Genomic DNA, 18,274 nt, shown 5'->3' with positions numbered 1-18,274 from the left:
CTCCGGCTTTAATGTTAAAATGAATAAGCTAATGATCCCCAGAAAGTACGTTGAAGTAAAGTTCTGCCAATCATTAATTGACCAGGAGTTACTGTTGCGAAATTTCTAAATTGATCTCCGCGAACATCACCCTCGGTTAACACTTTTGCATTTAACAAGTTGTCTGCCCAAAATCTTATCGATACTTTCTTAGTGAAATTGTAGCCTAGACCAGCTTTCATAACCACGTAAGCCGGTAATTTGTAGCTATCACTAGGAGAAGTGAAGCGACTGCCAACATAGTTAGCTGCCACGTATAAATTAAAGTTTTTGTAATCGTAGTTTGCTCCAAGCTCTGTATTTAGAACTGGAACTCTTTCTGTTCTGTTGCCAGTAAAGCTGTAGGTACGATCTCCGAATTCTGCCAATACTGCTGCATTGCCTTTTGTAGATGCCTCGTAGTCTGTGTATTTAGAATCTTGCAAAGTACCTGTTAATCTTAAACTTAAAGGTTTTGCAATTTTGTATGATACTTCATATTCTGCACTGAAGGTACGGGTAGAGCCAAATGCAACCAATGCTTGTGTACCTGCTGCAGTTGTTGGAACGTTGATGGTTAAAGAGGTGTTTTTAATCGCTGAATAACTTCCCGAGGCGAAAATGGCCAAGTTATTTTTAGCATATTTAAAACCAATTTCGCCTAAATAAACCGGACGCTTCTTAATATTTGCTGCGTTATAGGCTGCTGCATTATAATCGCCAATATTTGGTGCGTTATACGCTTTGGTGGCTCTAACGAAAATACTAGAGGTAGAATTTATTTTATAATTGGCTCCTATTGATGCGGCCCAATTGGTTAAGGTTTCATCATATGGTGTATAACCAAGAATTGTAGCTGTTGCTGCGGCAGTAGTATTAACCGTTCCATTGGTGTTTAATGCGTAGTACGGTCTATCGCCTTTAACATTCTGATTATCAATTCTAGCACCAATATCTAAACGCCATTGCTCAGAAATTTTAATCTCATCTGTTGCATAAGCAGATAAAGTTCTGGTATCGCCAATAAATGTATTTTTAGTTTGAACGGTTCTTTCTGCTGCTGTTGGAGATTGTAAAATGATGCTCGGATGTTCCTTAAATTCTGAGAATGATCGGAAGGCATAACGTAAATCATCACGATTGTATTGATGAATTCCGGCACCAATACCCAAACTGTGGTTTTTAATGGTTTTCTTCAAATCCAGATAATCTACAATTTGAACATCACTATTAATCTGTCCATTTGCTGATGAAGTAATAACCTGATCGCCACCAACAAAAGGTGCCACTGCTCCACCAGGATAATAATAAGGTGTTGTTGCGGTTCTGGCCGCTATTCCACTAGGAACGGTGTAGGTAGAATTGGTGTGTGTATTTTGGTAACGGAAGTTATTTACAATTTGCCAGCCACCATCGGTTAAATAGTTAAACTGAAATCCGGCAGAACCTAATTTAGTGTGGATTCCATCAGTTAAACTAAAATTATGTAAACCAGTTGCAGGATCATTGTAACTCCATTCTGTTTGTAAAGGAACAATTGATTGCGATGCCATATCGTAATCGCGATAAGTAGTTGGTTTCCCAGTACCATCGTAAGGATAATAACTGGTTAATAGAAACTGAACTTTATCATTCAGATATTTTCCATAAACGCGGATGAAACCTTTATTGTTTTTGAAGTTAAAGGTCATATTTCCTTTAACTTGTCCACCTGCATTGGCTGGTTTAAAACCTTGATCTACAACCCCATTATCTGTACGATAAAATCCGCCGATGTTGTATTTAATCTGATTATTTATTTTGCCACCTGTATTTCCATCAAAACGATATAAGCCCTGAGAGAAACCTGTAGTAAATTTTACTTGTCCATATTGTTTATCCGCTCCAACATAACTGATGTTATTTACCACTGCACCAGGTGTATTCGATTGGATAATAGATGCGTTACCGCCTCTTACAGCTTCGATGTTTTGAATGGTTAAATCGGTTTTGTAATACTGATCTACAGAAGGATTGGTGTTAAATCCCGTAGGAAGTAAAGGCAAACCATCTTCTTGAATCCCTAGAAAAATATAACCACCCTGCTGAGGGAAACCACGTACCCAAACGTTTCCGGGCCCGTCGCCACCAGTACTTTCTACCGTTAATCCTGGTATGGCTTTCAATAAATCGGTGCTGTTTAAAGGCGCTCTGTTGGTAATGTCTTTGTTGCTAACCGATGTTAAAGCTACACTACTTTCCAATTTTTTCTTCGGATTACCACCAGTAACCATCACACTTTCCAGCTGAAGATTATCTTCTGATAAGCTAATGTTTAAATTTTCATCAGCATTTCCTGGCGATAGATTAACTTCTTTAGAAATAAAGCCTACATAACGCACAACCAATACACGACTATCAACCGTTAAGCCCTTTAGCGCGAAAGCGCCATTCGCATCTGTTGTTGTGCCAATGGTTTGGCCTTTTACCGTTACGGATACTCCCGGAATTGCATTTCCCTTACTATCTGTAACCTTACCGGTAACAATACCTTCAAAAGCTTTAAGCAATTCCAAATTGTTATTGGCGGGAATAGAATAGAGCAAAATTTGATCTTTAACTATCCTATATCCCACATCATAACGTTTTAGCGAATTCTCAAGAAAGTATTTAAGTTTTTGGTTAACCACATTGATAGAAACTTTTCTATCAGAGTTTATTAATTGTGGACTATAAACAAACTTAACATTTGCCAATAGTTCGGTTTTTTCTATAATGGTTTTAATATCGGTTTGATCTGCTTTTAGGGAGATCTGTTTGTTCAAGAAATCTTGGGCATCGGCATTTTTAGCGAATGCGCTACAAGTAAAAATTATAATTGCAAGTAATTGGTAAATCGAAACTCTCATTGCATATATAGTCAGCGAAATAAGTTGATTTTTTTTCATAAATTTGGTTATTGTTCATTAAATGAATGGATTTATTGGACATAGAAATACCATGAATACAATAAAATGTATTTAACTCGCCGGCAATGCCCCACATTGTCGGCTTTGTTTTTTAAGAATATATCATGGATTTTTTAGCGCCGATTACGGGCTATTTGAGATCAGTTTTTTCTTCATAATTTTTATATATTTTGGTTAGTTTTTATTCGAAACCATTATACTGGTTCCTTGTATGTAATATTTGCTTGATATAGATCCACAGATAAGATCAAGTTGCTCATAAAGGCCTTTTTTGCTTAAATCTCCAGTAAAGGTGTAATTCAAAACCAGCTCATCGTCAGATTTTATTTCAATACCGTATGCTTCTGATAAAACACTAAATAGATCTTTTAATTTTTCTTCTTTAAACTTATAAGATATGTTGCTAGGAACGTTATAGGCCACTGCCAATGGAATAGGCTTTTCTACCAAAGTCTTATTCAAATTATGCTTAGATAAAATACCCTTTTGGTTGGGCAATAGTAGAATAGGTTTAGCAATTTTTTTATCTGATAAAGAAAAGAACGTTGCTTTTTCATTTTCATTTACCTGAACCTTTCCTGTTCTTACGTCTACTTGTGCTGGTTGTGTATTTACACACTCTTTTACAAAAAAGCTGGTTCCTAAAACACGGATTACCAAATGTTTATTATAAACATAAAAGGGCCTCTTAGGATTTTTGCTTACCAAGAAAAATGCGTTTCCATTTAAAAAAACCTTTCTTTCTTTTGAAGCAAAAACCTGAGGATATGTGATACTGGCTTTAGGATTTAGCGTGATTTTACTAGAATCGCTAAGCGCAATGATAATGGAATGGTTGGTGTCGTTGGTTTTTTCGATTAAAGTTAGCTCGCCATTTTCATCCATAAAAGATTGTTCAGCGGGATTGTAGTTTGAAAAATATAAACCACCAATAAGAAAAGCTACTGTAATTGATGCTGCGATGGCAAATTTTGGCCAAAGTTTTTTAATTTTTAAAGGTTGTTTTAATTCAGCTTCAACAGGATTTATTTTAAGCCAAATATTATCTTGCATCTCGTTAAGCTCAGTAGAAGAAAGATCTTTAAAGTTTCTGTTGTTTAAATTATGATACCATTTATCTACCCAAAGCTTTTCGGCTTCAGTACAATTCCCATCGTGGTAACGGGTAAGTAAATCGAAAAATGATTTTTGATTCATAATGAAAATATTTGGCTCTATACATACAAGTAACGCAACTCCAGCGAACCCCTAAATACAAATAAGAAAAAAGCTTAAATTTTAATTAAGTAGTTGATAATCAATTAAAAAAAGATATAAAAATTTTTGATGTATTCTTTTAATCTTTTAATGGATTGGGTGATGTGGTATTCTACAGCCTTTTCAGATATGTTCAATTCGCTCGAAATATCTTTGGTAGATTGGTGCTGATATCGGCTTAATCTGAAAACCTCCTGAGTTTTTTCGGGCAAAGAATTAATTCCTTTCTCGATAATATCGGATAAATCGTGTAAATCAACCAAGTTAGCTGTGTCTTGATGATCCTCGGAATAAGTTAAGCTTTGATATTCCATATACTTATTTTCCATAACCAAACTTCGGATGTGGTTAATAACGCTCAGTTTTAGTGCGCCAAATAAATAAGCTTGTAGATTATTGATCTGCAGATTTAATCTTTTTTCCCATAAAGAAATGAAGATATTCTGAACCAATTCTTCAGCAACCGTTTTATCGCCAGTTTTTTTATAGGCGGCTAAAAGCAATTCTTTATTAAACGCTAGATAGATTTTTTCATAAGCCTGCTTATCTCCTAATTTTAGGCGATTAAGCAAATCAATAGATTTCTCAGGCTCAATGGGGTTCATTTCGGTTATTTGGTAATCAGAGATTGATAGTAAATGTAATAATTTTATTCGTTTTAGCACCTTTTGTCGGTATAAATACGGAAGTTGATTAATAAATAAGAAGATAGTTCCTGTAGATATTTTATTGCTTTTTATCTCATTTTTTTACCTTTGCTCATTCTCTAAAAATACTATGCAGGAAAAAATTGTTGTTTTGGGCTCAAATGGGCAAATCGGTACCGAGTTGGTTACTATGTTACGTAAAATATATGGCGATGATCATGTAGTTGCATGCGATATTCGTAGGCCAGATTATGACATTAAAAACTCGGCTCCATTCGAATTTGTAAACGTTTTGGATAAGGAGATGATCAAGGGAATCTTTCAAAAATATAAGCCTACTCAAGTTTATCTTTTGGCAGCATTGTTATCCGCAACAGGAGAGCAAAATCCAAAATTAGCATGGGATTTAAATATGAATGGTTTGCTTAACGTGCTCGATCTTGCCCTAGAATATAAAACAGCAAAGGTTTATTGGCCGAGTTCTATCGCCGTTTTCGGTCCAAATTCTCCAAAAGACAATACTTCGCAATATTGCATTATGGATCCAAATACTGTTTATGGGATTAGTAAATTAGCTGGAGAAAGATGGTGCGAATATTATAATCAAAAATACGGTTTAGATGTTCGCAGTATTCGTTACCCGGGATTAATTAGCTGGAAAGCTGCGCCAGGTGGCGGAACTACAGATTATGCCATTCACATTTTTCACGATGCATTAAAAAAGGGAAGCTATCAGAGTTTCTTAAATGCAGGTACAGAATTGCCAATGATGTACATGGATGACGCCATCCGTGGAACCATCGAATTGATGGATGCGCCTGCCGATCAAATTTCTGTTCGAAGCAGTTATAACTTTGGTGGAGTTAGTTTTACACCGGAAGTTTTAGCAGCAGAAATCAGAAAACATATTCCAGATTTTACATTATCTTACACAGATGAAAGCGATCCACGTCAGCAAATTGCAAACAGCTGGCCCCGCTCTATCGATGATAGTTACGCCGCTAAAGATTGGAATTGGAAACCAGAGTTCGATTTATCGAAACTCACAGTTGATATGTTAAATAATTTGAAAAAGTAGCTAAAAGACTAAAGCAAGTTCAACAGTTGCAATAAAATAGAAAGTGGATAAGTATATTTAGGCTTATTTGCCTCGATACTTGATACTAAATACTTGATACTAAAAATGGGAAGAGCATTCGAATTTAGAAAAGAAAGAAAATTTAAGCGCTGGGCCAAAATGGCGGTTCAGTTTACGCGGATAGGTAAAGATATTGTAATGGCGGTAAAGGATGCAGGACCTCATCCAGAAACCAACTCGCGTTTACGTACTGCAATGCAAAATGCTAAGGCGGTAAATATGCCAAAAGATAGGGTAGAGGCAGCAATAAAACGTGCTTCTGATAAATCTATGGCCAATTATGAAGAGATTGTTTATGAAGGTTATGCGCCTCATGGTGTTGCAGTTTTAATTGAAACCGCAACAGATAACACCAATCGTACAGTTGCCAATGTAAGAAGTTACTTTAATAAAACAGACGGCTCTCTTGGTAAAACAGGGTCATTGGATTTCGTTTTTAACCGTAAATCAATCTTTCGTTTTGTGCCTGCCGAAAATTTAGATTTGGAAGAATTAGAATTTGAATTGATTGATGCAGGTTTGGAAGAACTATACGTTGAGGCTGATGAAGAAGGAAACGATATTGCCGTTGCTCAGGGTACTTTTGAAAACTTTGGACCTTTACAAAAAGCTTTGGAAGAAAAAGGAATCGAACTGAAAAGTTCTAAATTGGAGCGCATCGCATTATCACATCACGAAGTTACAGAAGAGCAAGCGCTAGACGTTTTAAAACTGATTGATAAATTAGAAGAGGATGATGATGTTCAGGCGGTTTATCACAACATGGCTGAATAAAACTTGCTGAAAATAGTTATTAGGGCTTGAAGATTTTTCTTCAAGCCTTTTTTATGCGGTTTTAAATGTATAGAAGTATGATTTATCAACCTCGTAGGTTTTTAAAACCTACGAGGTTTGATTTAACTCACAATTTCTTTAAGTTTAAATATGATTAACACGCTCCAATTTGAAAATGGATGTTTTTACCATATTTACAATCGCGGAAACAATAGCGGAATTATTTTTAAGGAAGATGCGAATTTTCTATACTTTCTGATATTATTAAAAAAACATATTTCACCAATAGCTGAAATTTATACTTACTGCCTCTTAAATAATCATTTTCATCTTTTAATAAAAATAAAAGAGAATGAAGATAATAAGGTAAAATATGAACAAAGCTTCTCAAATCTTTTCAACGCTTACGCCAAAGCTTATAATAAAAAATACAATCGTACAGGAAAGTTATTTGAAGAAAGATTTAAGAAAATAAAAATAGATGATGAATTCTATTTGACAGAGCTTATTTATTACATACATGCTAATCCTCAAAAACACGGAATCTTAAAAGATTTTAGAGATTATAAATATTCTTCTTATAACACAATTATATCTTCAAAACCTACAGTATTAAGCAGAGATGAAGTTATCAAGTGGTTTGGTGGATTATCCTTTTTTATTGAATATCACCTCGATAGGCATGTCAAATTATCCTATGATAAACTAGCGGAATTCGATATTTAAACCTCGTAGGTTTTGAAAACCTACGAGGTTGCCAACGCGAAATATTAACTTCATTTCTTATGACTAAACAACCAAGGCAACAACTCTGGCTCTGCAAAGGTACTATCCCAACTGTTGTGGTTCGCATTAGGGTAAAGTGTAAATTTAACTTCGTCACCAACGATTTTTAAACGCTCGGCAATAACCATCGAAAAGGCTGGATCAACAACATCATCTTTTGCTCCGTGAAAAATCCATAGTGGAACTTTTTGATACTTCTTAATGTTATTCGTATTGTCTCCACCACAAATGGAAATGGCTGCGGCAAAGGTATTTCGTTTACGGCGGAGCAATTCGAATGTTCCCATGCCGCCCATAGAAAGGCCACCTACGTAAACCTGCTCTTTATTAACAAAGGGTTTTTTTAAGAAATCTTTAACCATACTAACCAGTGCATGCATGGCTTTTGTAGGTTTTCCGCCCTCAACAAAAGTTATTTTTCGTTTGCCACTTTCATCTTTCGCATTATTAATGTTTGCCCAAAAATCGTTATCAGGGCATTGCGGGAAAACCACAATAGCTGGAAAATTTTTGCGCACATCATCTTTCAGAAATAAAGCTCCACCATGAACCAATTGCTTTTCATTGTCGTTTCCTCTTTCCCCACTGCCATGCAGAAAGAAAACGATTGGATACTTTTCTGCAGGATTAAAATTTTCGGGAAATAGAATTCTATAATAAATAGAATCTTGGCCCTTAATGAAACTCCCTTTATCGTACTTTTTAAAATCTTGAGCCTTTAAAATGAAAGCGAAAAAAAGAAGATTGATGGTTAGAAATATATTCTTCATATAACAAAATTAAAAAACCCCAGCTATTTTGCAACAGTCTGGGGTTTATAACCAACCTAATAATATTTTATTTTAATGTAAACGATGTTTCCTTCACATCACGCGAGTTTGTGCCGATAAATAATTTAAAATCACCAGGTTCTGCAACAAATTTTAAATCCGAATTGTAGAATTTAAGGTCGTTTTCTGAGATGGTAAAACTTATCTGTTTGCTTTCGCCAGCTTTTAAGCTAATTTTTTGGAAGCCTTTAAGCTCTTTAACCGGACGCGTTATGCTTCCCACTAAATCTCTAGTGTAAAGTTGTACAACTTCCTTGCCGTCGTATTTTCCTGTATTTGTTAAGGTAACCGATGCCGTGATGGATTTACCTTTGGTTAAAGTATTCGAACTTAATTTAATATCGCTGTAACTAAAAGAAGTGTAACTCAAGCCATAACCAAATGGGAATAATGGATCGTTGCTCACATCTAAATAATTTGAACGGAACTTTTCGAACCATTTTCCATCTGCTAAAGGTCTGCCAGTATTTTTGTGTGCATAATAAAGTGGCACCTGACCCACGTTTTGAGGGAAAGTTGTACTTAATTTCCCTGAAGGATTTACGTTCCCGAAAAGAACATCGGCGATTGAATTACCTGCCTCGCTTCCAGGAAACCAAACATTTAAGATTGCGGGAATATTTTCATTTTCCCATTTCAAAGCCAATGGGCGACCCGTAAATAAAACCAAAACAATTGGTTTGCCGGTTTTCGCTAAGGCTTTTAATAAATTTTTCTGTGTTTCAGGAATTTGAATATCGGTAACGCTACTGCTTTCTCCTGTAAATTCAGAGCCTTCACCAATTGTGGCTACAATCACATCCGATTTTTCTGCAACTTTTAAAGCTTCTTTAATCAGATCAGCTTCGCTTCTTGGATCGCGAACATAAGTTGGATTGTGGATATTTACATAGCGATGCTCCATTGCAGAATCTGCCAAGAAGTTGGAACCATGAGCAGTTAAAATTTTAGCGTCATTACCCAGAGCATTTTTTAAGCCTTGTAAAACTGTAACCGATTTATCAAACAAAGCCGCAACGCTCCAAGTACCGTACATATTCGCAGTGTTATCTGCCAATGGGCCGATTAAAGCAATTGTTCCAGTTTTTTTAAGTGGTAAAATATTGTTGTCGTTCTTTAATAAAACGAAACTCTCTGCAGAAACCTCTCTAGCAATTTGACGATTCTCAGGACTGAAAACTTCTTTTTCTGCCCTTTGTGCATCACAGAATTTATATGGATCTGCGAATAAACCTAATTTATATTTGGCTTGAAGAATTAATCTACAGGCATTGTCAATTTGTTGAAGGGTAACCTTTTTCTCAGATAAAGATTTTTTCAATGTGCCTAAAAAACCTTCTCCAACCATATCCATATCTACACCTGCGTTTAAAGCTAAAGCAGATACTGTTTGTAAATCGCCCATTCCATGCGCAATCATCTCAGGAATTCCAGTATAATCTGTTACAACAAAACCTTTAAATCCCCATTGGTTACGAAGCACTTCTGTCATTAACCATTTGCTCCCAGTCGCAGGAATTCCATCAACTTCGTTAAACGAAGCCATAATACTTGCTGCACCTGCATCAACGGCGGCTTTGTACGGAGGAAGATATTCATTGTACATTCTAACTTTGCTCATGTCGGTAGTATTGTAATCTCTACCGCCTTCTGCTGCACCATATAATGCATAATGTTTTACGCAGGCTAAAATCTCATTGTTGGCTTGTAATTTACCTTGGTAACCTCTTACCATTGCTTTTGCAATCTGCGATCCTAGATAAGCATCTTCACCGCTTCCTTCAGAGATTCTTCCCCAACGTGGATCGCGAGAAATATCTACCATAGGAGAGAAGGTCCAGTTAATTCCACTTGCACTGGCTTCAATTGCTGCAACTCGGGCCGATTTTTGAACAGCGGCCATATCCCAAGTACAACTCATTCCTAATGGAATAGGAAAAACAGTATTGTAACCATGAATCACGTCCATTCCAAATAACAATGGAATTTTCATTCTGCTATTCTCTACTGCTACTTTTTGAACAGCTTTAATTTTTTCAACACCTTTAATGTTAAATAAACCTCCTACTTGCCCATCTTTAATTTTCTTGGCAATGTCGCTACTATTTGCCTGTCCTGTTGTTATATCGCCAGAACTCGGTAAATTAAGTTGTCCGATTTTTTCATCAACGGTCATTTTTGCCAATAAGTTATTAATGAACGTATTCATTTTCGCTTCTTCGGCAGAAACTGGTTTTTTGGTTTGCGCTGATGTGTTCAGTGCAAGAATTGTTAAAAAAACAACTAGGATGTTCGCTCTATTCATTATATATGTGTTTATTCTTTAAAATTTAATCAACTTTTTTTACAGTAGTTTTTATTGAAACTCCATTCTCGTTTATCGCTTCTATAGAAAAGTAATATGCTTTTTGACTGTCCATTGCCTTAAACCAATATTCATTAAAATCATGAATCATGATGCAGTTATAGAGTTTGTCTGGTGCAGTTCCGTAATACAAATTATAGGCAAAGGCATTATCAACAGGTTGCCATTTAATGTAAGCACTCCGTTTATCTTTTTCGGTTCTCAGCACAATTAAGTTCTTTACTTCTGATGGTTTTTCGCCATTTCCATTGCCGAAAACACGTAACCCACTAATGGCAAATTTGCCAGTTGGCATGTGGATGTTTACCATTTTGATGAATCTTGTTTTTACAGGTTTAGCCAGTTCGATATAATCATGAGGAACATCGGTTTTGTTCTCACTTTTATCTACAAGTGTAGTCCATTTTTTACCATCAAGCGAGGAAAGAATTTTGTATTGATGAAAAATGCCAATCTGTTTGCCAATAAATTCAGCATCTTGATCAGCATAGTTAATCTGAATTGCGTTAACCGTTGCTAAACTTCCTAAATCGGTTTGAATCCATTCGCCATTATTAGCCGTTTTTGCGCTCCAATAGGTTTTTATACTTTCATCAACAGCATTGTTGGCATTAAAACTGCCGAGTGTAGAAGATACGGTAACTGGCTTTTTGTAGTTAATCAACATCCAACCTGGACCAGCAGGGCCATTTTCTTTTCTTTCTGCCGGAAGATAAAGCGGATAATCGCCAAAAGCTGTATTCGTCCACATTACATCATCTTTATCAAAACCTGTCGGCCAAATTCCCATTCTTCTTTCCCAAGTATTCTTTACACAAATAATGCTTGTAGAAATGTGCCAATAGTTTTTGCTGTTGTCTTGAAAAGTTGCCCCATGACCAGCACCTCGCGAAAAGCCACCGCCTTTGTAACTTAAAGGATCAGACTGAGGTGTTGAAGGGCTATCATAAAACAACGGTTTGGTTCCAACCACAACTCCATCCGAATAACCGCTAAACTCGGTTCCGGGAGCACCATATTGGAAATAATATTTGCCATTATGTTTGGTCATCCAAGCGCCTTCAGCAAAAGGATCAAGAAAAGTGTCGTCCATATATTCGCCGAATCGCTGCCAGCCATACCGCCAACTTTGAAGTAAATACATGGGTGAACGCGTTCCTTTAGGTTGAAAAGTTTTACGATCTAACTCTACACCATACATCGGGTAATTATTGCTACTTCCATTGTACATATAAAATTTGCCATCATCATCGGTAAAAAATGATGGATCCCATCCGCCAATTTCTAGCGAATCAACTAGTGGGAACCATTTGTTTCCGATTGGATCTGTGCTTCCCCAAAGGGTAAAGTTTTTAGTATAAGTACTTCCGAAAACAACAACCGTATCGCCAATAATGCCAACTCCGGGAGCGCACAGTTCATCCTTGGTTTTATTCCACGGGCGAAGAAATTTACGCTCTATGAATTTCCAGTTCAGCATATCGGAGCTGTGCCAATAACCCCATTGGTTGGTGCTAAAGAGTAGAAATTCGCCTTTGTAATTTACGATAACAGGATCGGCTGTGGCACGATGTTTTCCCCATTCTGTAAAAGATTCGAAAGGCGTGTAGCCGTAATCTACATTTATGGGATTACAGTAGGTTCTCTGCTTTTGAGCAAAAACGCTAAAGAAAGTTGTTAAGAAGAAAAGTGTGAGTATGGTTTTTCTCATTAGTTGTAATTATATTTTTCCATTATTGCGAGGCACGAAGCAATCTCACTCGCAAATAAGATTGCTTCGTGCCTCGCAATGACGATTTATCTCTGGGCTTTCAAATCCCAATTTTGTTAATCTTTTTTTTACCTCACCCTATCAGAGTCTTTTGCTTTAACTTTTTCTCTGCTCTCCCTCTCCTGTAAGAGAGGGATTTAGTGGGCGGTGAGCAAAACCCACTGGTTCAAAGCACACTCTTTAGTTTCCCCCTCCAAAGGGGGGATAGCTTGATGCAACCAACATTTAGTCGCTTGCAGTTTTGCACCCAATCTCCCCCGCTGGCGGGGGAATTAAAGGGGGTGGTTTTATTTTATCTCTGGGCTTTCAAAACCCAATTTTGCTAATCCTTTTTGTACATCAGGATTACTCATAAATAATTTCCAGAGTAATCCAGATCTATGGTTTTCGATCATCACCACCATTGGGCCTTGATCTATTCCTAAATATCTTTTTGGATACCAATTTTCAGTTTCTGAAAAGGCATCATAAAAACCATATTTACCCCAAACCTTATCGCCTAAATTCTCATATAAATGTCTAATCACTTTCATAGATTCTTTTGGAGTATATGGAAGAGAGGAAATGGCTGCGGTAGGGGAGATCACTCCAAAATCTTCTTGAGGATTATGTGCTGCGTAACCTTTAACAGAATAACTTGCCGTTAAACCCCAGTTATTTTCACCGTAACCTTTAAAGCCTTTTGGATTAGCCACACAATAATCATGGATGGCCAAAGTTTGATTTACATTATTTTCCCAATAATCAGCATACTGATCTTTTAAGCCTTTCGGATTTAAGCCCAAATAAGAATAATGTGCCCAAAATAATGGTCCGACGGAATTCTTTTGACCTTGATAATCTAAAGTAAAAGGATGCCCATATAATTCAAATTTGGCTTTAATTGCTCCATTTCTTGCCCAACCTTGGTGATAAACTTCCGCTGGAACGGTATGCGTTGGAGAGGAGGCAGCTAAAACATACATGATTAAACATTCGTTGTAACCTTTAACTGGAAAATTCATTTCCCATTTATATTCTGGCGACCAATGCCAATAAAGCACATTTTGATCTCCATTACGGTACCAATTAAAGTCGATGCCTTTCCAAAGTTCATCAGCTTTTTTTGCCAAAGTTTTTTCTTCAGCATTTCCATTTTTGTAATAAGCATTAATGCATATAAGAGATTGAGCCACGAAAGAGCTTTCTACAAGATCGCCACCATTATCTTTCTTTCCGAAAGGATGAACCTTCGCTGTTTCTCCATAAATCCAATGCGACCAAGCACCGTGAAAACGATCTGCTTTCGCTAAGAAATCCAGAATTTTGTTTAAGCGTTCTAGCCCTTCTTTTTTAGTCACGTATCCTCGATCTATCCCACTTAAAATAGACATTAATCCAAACCCAGTAGCACCAGTTGCAACTGTACTTTTGTCGTTATCTGGATAAATATTATCTACATGGAAGCGTTCTCTAGCTGCACCAGAAGTTGGCTCTGCACCATCCCAAAAATATTGGAAGGTTTGTTGCTCTACTAAATCCAATAACTGATCGTCTGAAAGATTTTTCTTTATAGTTAAGTCGGGATTATAAGTTTCCTTAACTTTTTGTGCACAGGATGAACAGGTTAAAGCGGTTAAAAACAAAAAGCAGAAGTGTCGGAATGTAATTTTCATTGGATGTATAAAGGGATGTTAGAGATTTGGACTACTGAAACCGAGATTTTTCATGCCTGCTTTTACTTCAGGTGCGCTCATAAATAAGTTCCAGATCAATTTAGATCTATAATTTTCTATCATTACGATTATCGGACCTTGATCAATTGCAAGAGTTGATGATGCAAACCATTGATCTTGCAACGAAAACGCATCGTAAAAACCGTAATCCCCCCAAGTTTTATTGCCCAATTTGTAATAGAAGTATTTAAGTGCCTGCATCGATTCTGTTGGGGTATAAGCCATAGATGAAAGGGCTGCCGTTGGTGCAATTACACCTACATCATTTCCAGGTGCACTTGCTGTGTAGCCATTCGGAATATCGCTTGCAGTTAAACCCCAAACATTTTCTCCATATCCATAAAAACCAAGCGGATTGGCTTTACAGTAATTGTAATTAATTAACGTATGCGCTTTTGTTTGTGTTTCGTAATTGGCATAAGCATCAACTAGGCCGGTAGGATTAATTCCCATAAAAGAATAGTGGGCAAAAAATAATGGGCCTCCATTTGCAGATCCGAGTGGCAATTGAACACCATAATACGTATTGCCATTTTTCATTGCACCATTTTGTGCCCAACCTGTATCGTAAACTGTTTTTGGAATAGAATAAGTTGGAGAAGAGGCTGCCATAACATAAGTAACCAAACATTCGTTCCAACCTTTAATCGGCAAGTTCATGTCCCAATTATAGTTCGGACTCCAGTGCCAATACAAAGTATTGCTATTATCTTTACGATACCAGCTCCATTCTACGCCATTGTAGATGGTATTAATGTCGTTTCTTAAAGTCGTTTCTGAAGCATCAGCTCCATTAAAATATTGACGAGCAGTAATTAAACCAGCCATTAGGTAAGAAGTTTCTACTAAATCGCCACCGTTATCTTTTGTGCTGAACGGAATTACTTTTCCAGTATTACCATCCAACCAATGTGGATAGGCACCATGAAAACGTTCTGCTGTTTTTAAAAAGGCAACAATTTTTTGCATTCGGGTAAGCCCATCGGCTCTGCTAATAAAATTGCGACTAATACCAGTAACCAAAGCCATGATTCCAAAGCCTGAACCACCAGAAGTAACCGTGTTGCCAGATGTGTTTCTTTCCCTTGCCAAACCGCTATTAGGATGGCCAAAATCCCAGAAATACTTGAAAGTTTGCTTTTGAACTAGGGTTAGCAGTTCATCGTCGGTGATGCGGGGGAATTTATCGGTATCATCAACAGCGGTAATTAAATTTACGGTTATTGCCGTTTGAAGTTTATTGCCCGCTTTTGAAAGAAGACCAGTATTAACGGCTAAAATATATTTTGTAATAGGTTTTAAGGTTGATGGAGTAATTACAACTGTATTATCGTTATTCTCTAAAGTTGGAGTAAATGCAATGGCCGTACCACTTGCATCATTTAATGTAATGTTTCCGCTAACGGAAGTTAAGTTTATAGGTGTAGAAAAGGTAATTTTAACAATAGGAACGTTGTTTAAACCATAATAAGTAAAGCCACTATAAGTGCCATTTACTTTCAGATCAGAAAAAGAATAAGATGATGGTGGAGTAACTGGGGCAATAGGAGTAGGGGTATCGCTTTTTTTGCAGGCAAAAATGAAAACGGAGAGAATTAGAATATAAGAATAAAATTTGCTCATCATTTGGAAGTTAAAAAGGGTTGCCGAAACAGCAACCCTTTAATTGTTTATTGCCTTAATAAGATTTAGGAAGGTCTATTTTCCTCTTGCTTCAAGTTTAGATAAAAATCCAACCTCTTCATCAGATAAAGCTTTATTGTAAATTCTCACTTCGTCTAATTGACCAGTTAAAAAACTTGCCCAATCTTGTTTGGTCGTGCCAGTTGTTTGACTCGGAGTGGTTTGGAATTGAACAGTTCCAAATACTAAATTACCTGAATTGGTAAAAGCCAATGGACCAGATAAACCCGTTACAGTTCCAGCACTAACTCTTGAACCATTTACGTACACTTTAATGTTTCCTGAAGTGGCATCGTAAGAAATCGCTAACGAAGTCCATTTTCCAAAAAGATTTAGAATGTTATCAGCAGCGTAAGTTTTGTCTCCACCTTTGTTAATATGAATTCTTAGTTTTCCATTTTCATTAGTACTACCATTTTCTACAAATACTTCTAGATTCCCCCAGAATTCTGATTTGTTGGATAAACTGAATAAGCCAATAATTCCTGTTGATGGTGGTGGAGTATTTATCCATTCCGTTACGGTGAAGCTAGTCAAACCAGTTACTTTGGTTGATGGTGAACTTAAAAAATAGCTGTTTGCCGCTCCTTGTAAAGACTTACCTTTAATACCAGTACCAAAACTAGTACCAGTATTGGTTCCTCCTCCATTTGATACACTATCAATTAAGCTTCCGTCAAAAGCCCAATAAGCAGCAAGATTACTAGGTGCTACCTGTTTTGCACTTGTATATCCACCAATATTTAATGCTGGAGAATAACTAGATGGATCGAAATCCTTTTGGCACGATGATAACCCCATGGTTATAGTTGCCATCAATAAAAAATATTTTGTTTTCATTTTTTTAAATTAAGCTGTTAATAACCTAGGTTTTGTGTTAAAGTACCTGCGCTTTTATCAATTTCAGTTGACGGAATTGGCCAAACTTCGTTTTTGTTAGCTTTCCAACCCTTTGCACCAAATACTGCAGTACCTCTGCCCTGACGAATAACATCAAAATAACGATCCGATTCCATTGCCAGTTCAACTTGTCTCTCTTTCCAAATAGCTGTACGTAAGGCATCTTTATCAGAAGTTGTAACATCAGGTAAAACACTTAAACCCCCCCCTCTTGCACGTGCTCGAACGAGATTTAATGAGGTTTTAGCCAAAGTAGGGTTGCCTTGCTCATTGGCAGCCTCAGCGTTCATTAATAAAACATCTGCATAGCGTAGAACTCTTACATTTTGTTGTGCACCTTCATTAAACCCAGTTATGATTAGGCTAAAAGGGACGTAAGATTTTTGATTATACATCGGGTTGTCTCCGCTAGGATCAATGGCATCGCCCTCAGGAGTTGTTTCCCCTCTGAAAATAATCGTAGCATCTCTTCTTACATCGCCTGTTTCATAAGCAGCAGCCAAAGCAGCTGTAGGTACATTAAAGCCCCAGCCAGCAACACTTCCTCTAACACCTTGAACCTGACTATACTGTGATGTAGCTGAGCCTGCAATACTTTGAATAATTTCACATTGAATTTCAAATACAGATTCTACACTGTTTTCATTATTTAAACGGAAACTTTGTTCATAGTTTGGAACAAGGCCATAACCCATTGTCATAACTGTATTGGTCAGTGACAATACATCAGCCCATTTCTGTTGATACATAGCAACTTTTGCATGCAATGCTAAAGCAGCGCCTTTAGTAGCTCTACCTTTATCAACTGAAGCATATGTTTGTGGCAAAATGGTTGCTGCATCATTTAAATCTTTTTCAATCGCAGCATAAACTTGTGCTTTGGGAGTTCTTGGAATATTGAACTCTGAAGCATCTTTAGGTACGTTTAGTCGCAACGGTACATCACCAAAAGCACGTACTAATCTAAAATAAGAATATGCACGAACAAATTTTGCTTCTGCCAAATAACGAGATTTAAGATTAGGATCCATGCTAATAGCAGGAATATTGTCTAAAACTTGGTTGCAAAGATTGATATTTTGATATTGACCTGTCCAAAAACCTTGTAACTGACCTTCAGTAGAGGTAACGGTAAAGGCATCGAATCCATTTAAATAGCTTGCATCGTTAGCCGAACTTCCTTTTTCAGCATCATCGCCCGCTATACTTTCTACCGCTAAGGCAGGGAAAGCAGTGTTTTCCCAACTTCTTAAATTAGCATAAATAGAGTTTACTGCTTTAGTTGCATCATCTTGAGTTTTCCAGAAGGTAACAGCAGGTTGTTGTGCTTGAGGATCTACATCTAAAAAACTTTTTTTACATGCAGGTAATACTAATAGACCGGAGCATAAAGCAATAAGTCCAATCTTTTGTATATAATTATTTTTATAATTTATTTTCAT

13 protein-coding genes are annotated in these 18,274 nt (G+C 36.8%); 3 read left to right on the top strand and 10 right to left on the bottom strand.

The features are described from left to right. Window positions 1–14 precede the first annotated feature (14 nt). From H7U22_RS04305 to H7U22_RS04295, 3 genes are all read right to left on the bottom strand, one after another. Window positions 15–2,945, bottom strand: a complete 2,931-nt coding sequence (locus H7U22_RS04305; RefSeq protein ID WP_187070116.1) for a TonB-dependent receptor — start codon at window positions 2,943–2,945, stop codon at window positions 15–17. A gap of 195 nt (window positions 2,946–3,140) precedes the next feature. Beyond that, window positions 3,141–4,163: a FecR family protein gene (locus tag H7U22_RS04300; RefSeq protein WP_187070115.1), complete on the bottom strand. Its 1,023-nt coding sequence runs from the start codon at window positions 4,161–4,163 to the stop codon at window positions 3,141–3,143. A 104-nt stretch (window positions 4,164–4,267) separates the two neighbouring features. After that, window positions 4,268–4,828 carry a sigma-70 family RNA polymerase sigma factor gene (locus tag H7U22_RS04295; protein ID WP_187070114.1) on the bottom strand — a complete coding sequence of 187 codons (561 nt, stop codon included), beginning with the start codon at window positions 4,826–4,828 and terminating at the stop codon, window positions 4,268–4,270. Window positions 4,829–5,000: 172 nt separating this feature from the next. Here H7U22_RS04295 and H7U22_RS04290 point away from each other — a divergent pair, with 172 nt between their 5' ends. From H7U22_RS04290 to H7U22_RS04280, 3 genes are all read left to right on the top strand, one after another. After that, window positions 5,001–5,948, top strand: coding sequence for an NAD-dependent epimerase/dehydratase family protein (locus H7U22_RS04290; protein WP_187070113.1), 948 nt, complete (start codon window positions 5,001–5,003; stop codon window positions 5,946–5,948). 105 nt (window positions 5,949–6,053) lie between these two features. Beyond that, window positions 6,054–6,782, top strand: a complete 729-nt coding sequence (locus H7U22_RS04285) for a YebC/PmpR family DNA-binding transcriptional regulator (RefSeq protein WP_187070112.1) — start codon at window positions 6,054–6,056, stop codon at window positions 6,780–6,782. Window positions 6,783–6,932: 150 nt separating this feature from the next. Beyond that, window positions 6,933–7,508: a transposase gene (locus H7U22_RS04280; protein WP_187070111.1), complete on the top strand. Its 576-nt coding sequence runs from the start codon at window positions 6,933–6,935 to the stop codon at window positions 7,506–7,508. Between the two features lie 50 nt (window positions 7,509–7,558). On the opposite strand, the gene H7U22_RS04275 is transcribed toward H7U22_RS04280, so the two are convergent. The 7 genes from H7U22_RS04275 to H7U22_RS04245 all read right to left on the bottom strand — a co-directional run bounded on the left by H7U22_RS04275 (window position 7,559) and on the right by H7U22_RS04245 (window position 18,274). Next, window positions 7,559–8,338, bottom strand: coding sequence for a carboxylesterase family protein (locus H7U22_RS04275; protein ID WP_187070110.1), 780 nt, complete (start codon window positions 8,336–8,338; stop codon window positions 7,559–7,561). Window positions 8,339–8,405: 67 nt separating this feature from the next. Beyond that, complete coding sequence (bglX, locus tag H7U22_RS04270) at window positions 8,406–10,703, bottom strand: beta-glucosidase BglX (RefSeq protein WP_187070109.1); 2,298 nt, start codon at window positions 10,701–10,703, stop codon at window positions 8,406–8,408. Between the two features lie 25 nt (window positions 10,704–10,728). After that, window positions 10,729–12,474 carry a discoidin domain-containing protein gene (locus H7U22_RS04265; protein ID WP_187070108.1) on the bottom strand — a complete coding sequence of 582 codons (1,746 nt, stop codon included), beginning with the start codon at window positions 12,472–12,474 and terminating at the stop codon, window positions 10,729–10,731. Window positions 12,475–12,821: 347 nt separating this feature from the next. After that, window positions 12,822–14,189 carry a glucoamylase family protein gene (locus H7U22_RS04260; RefSeq protein ID WP_187070107.1) on the bottom strand — a complete coding sequence of 456 codons (1,368 nt, stop codon included), beginning with the start codon at window positions 14,187–14,189 and terminating at the stop codon, window positions 12,822–12,824. 18 nt (window positions 14,190–14,207) lie between these two features. Then, window positions 14,208–15,875 (bottom strand): glucoamylase family protein, encoded by a 1,668-nt coding sequence (locus H7U22_RS04255; RefSeq protein WP_248284680.1) that lies wholly within the window; start codon window positions 15,873–15,875, stop codon window positions 14,208–14,210. A gap of 72 nt (window positions 15,876–15,947) precedes the next feature. Next, window positions 15,948–16,772 carry a LamG domain-containing protein gene (locus H7U22_RS04250; protein WP_187070105.1) on the bottom strand — a complete coding sequence of 275 codons (825 nt, stop codon included), beginning with the start codon at window positions 16,770–16,772 and terminating at the stop codon, window positions 15,948–15,950. A 17-nt stretch (window positions 16,773–16,789) separates the two neighbouring features. Then, entirely contained in the window at window positions 16,790–18,274 is a 1,485-nt protein-coding gene (locus tag H7U22_RS04245; protein ID WP_187070104.1) for a RagB/SusD family nutrient uptake outer membrane protein, read from the bottom strand.

It is taken from the genome of Pedobacter fastidiosus, from assembly GCF_014306625.1.
Taxonomy (GTDB): Bacteria; Bacteroidota; Bacteroidia; order Sphingobacteriales; family Sphingobacteriaceae; genus Pedobacter; species Pedobacter fastidiosus.
The sequence above is the reverse complement of the archived record's forward strand: the minus strand, read 5'-3'. Positions and strand labels throughout refer to the sequence as shown.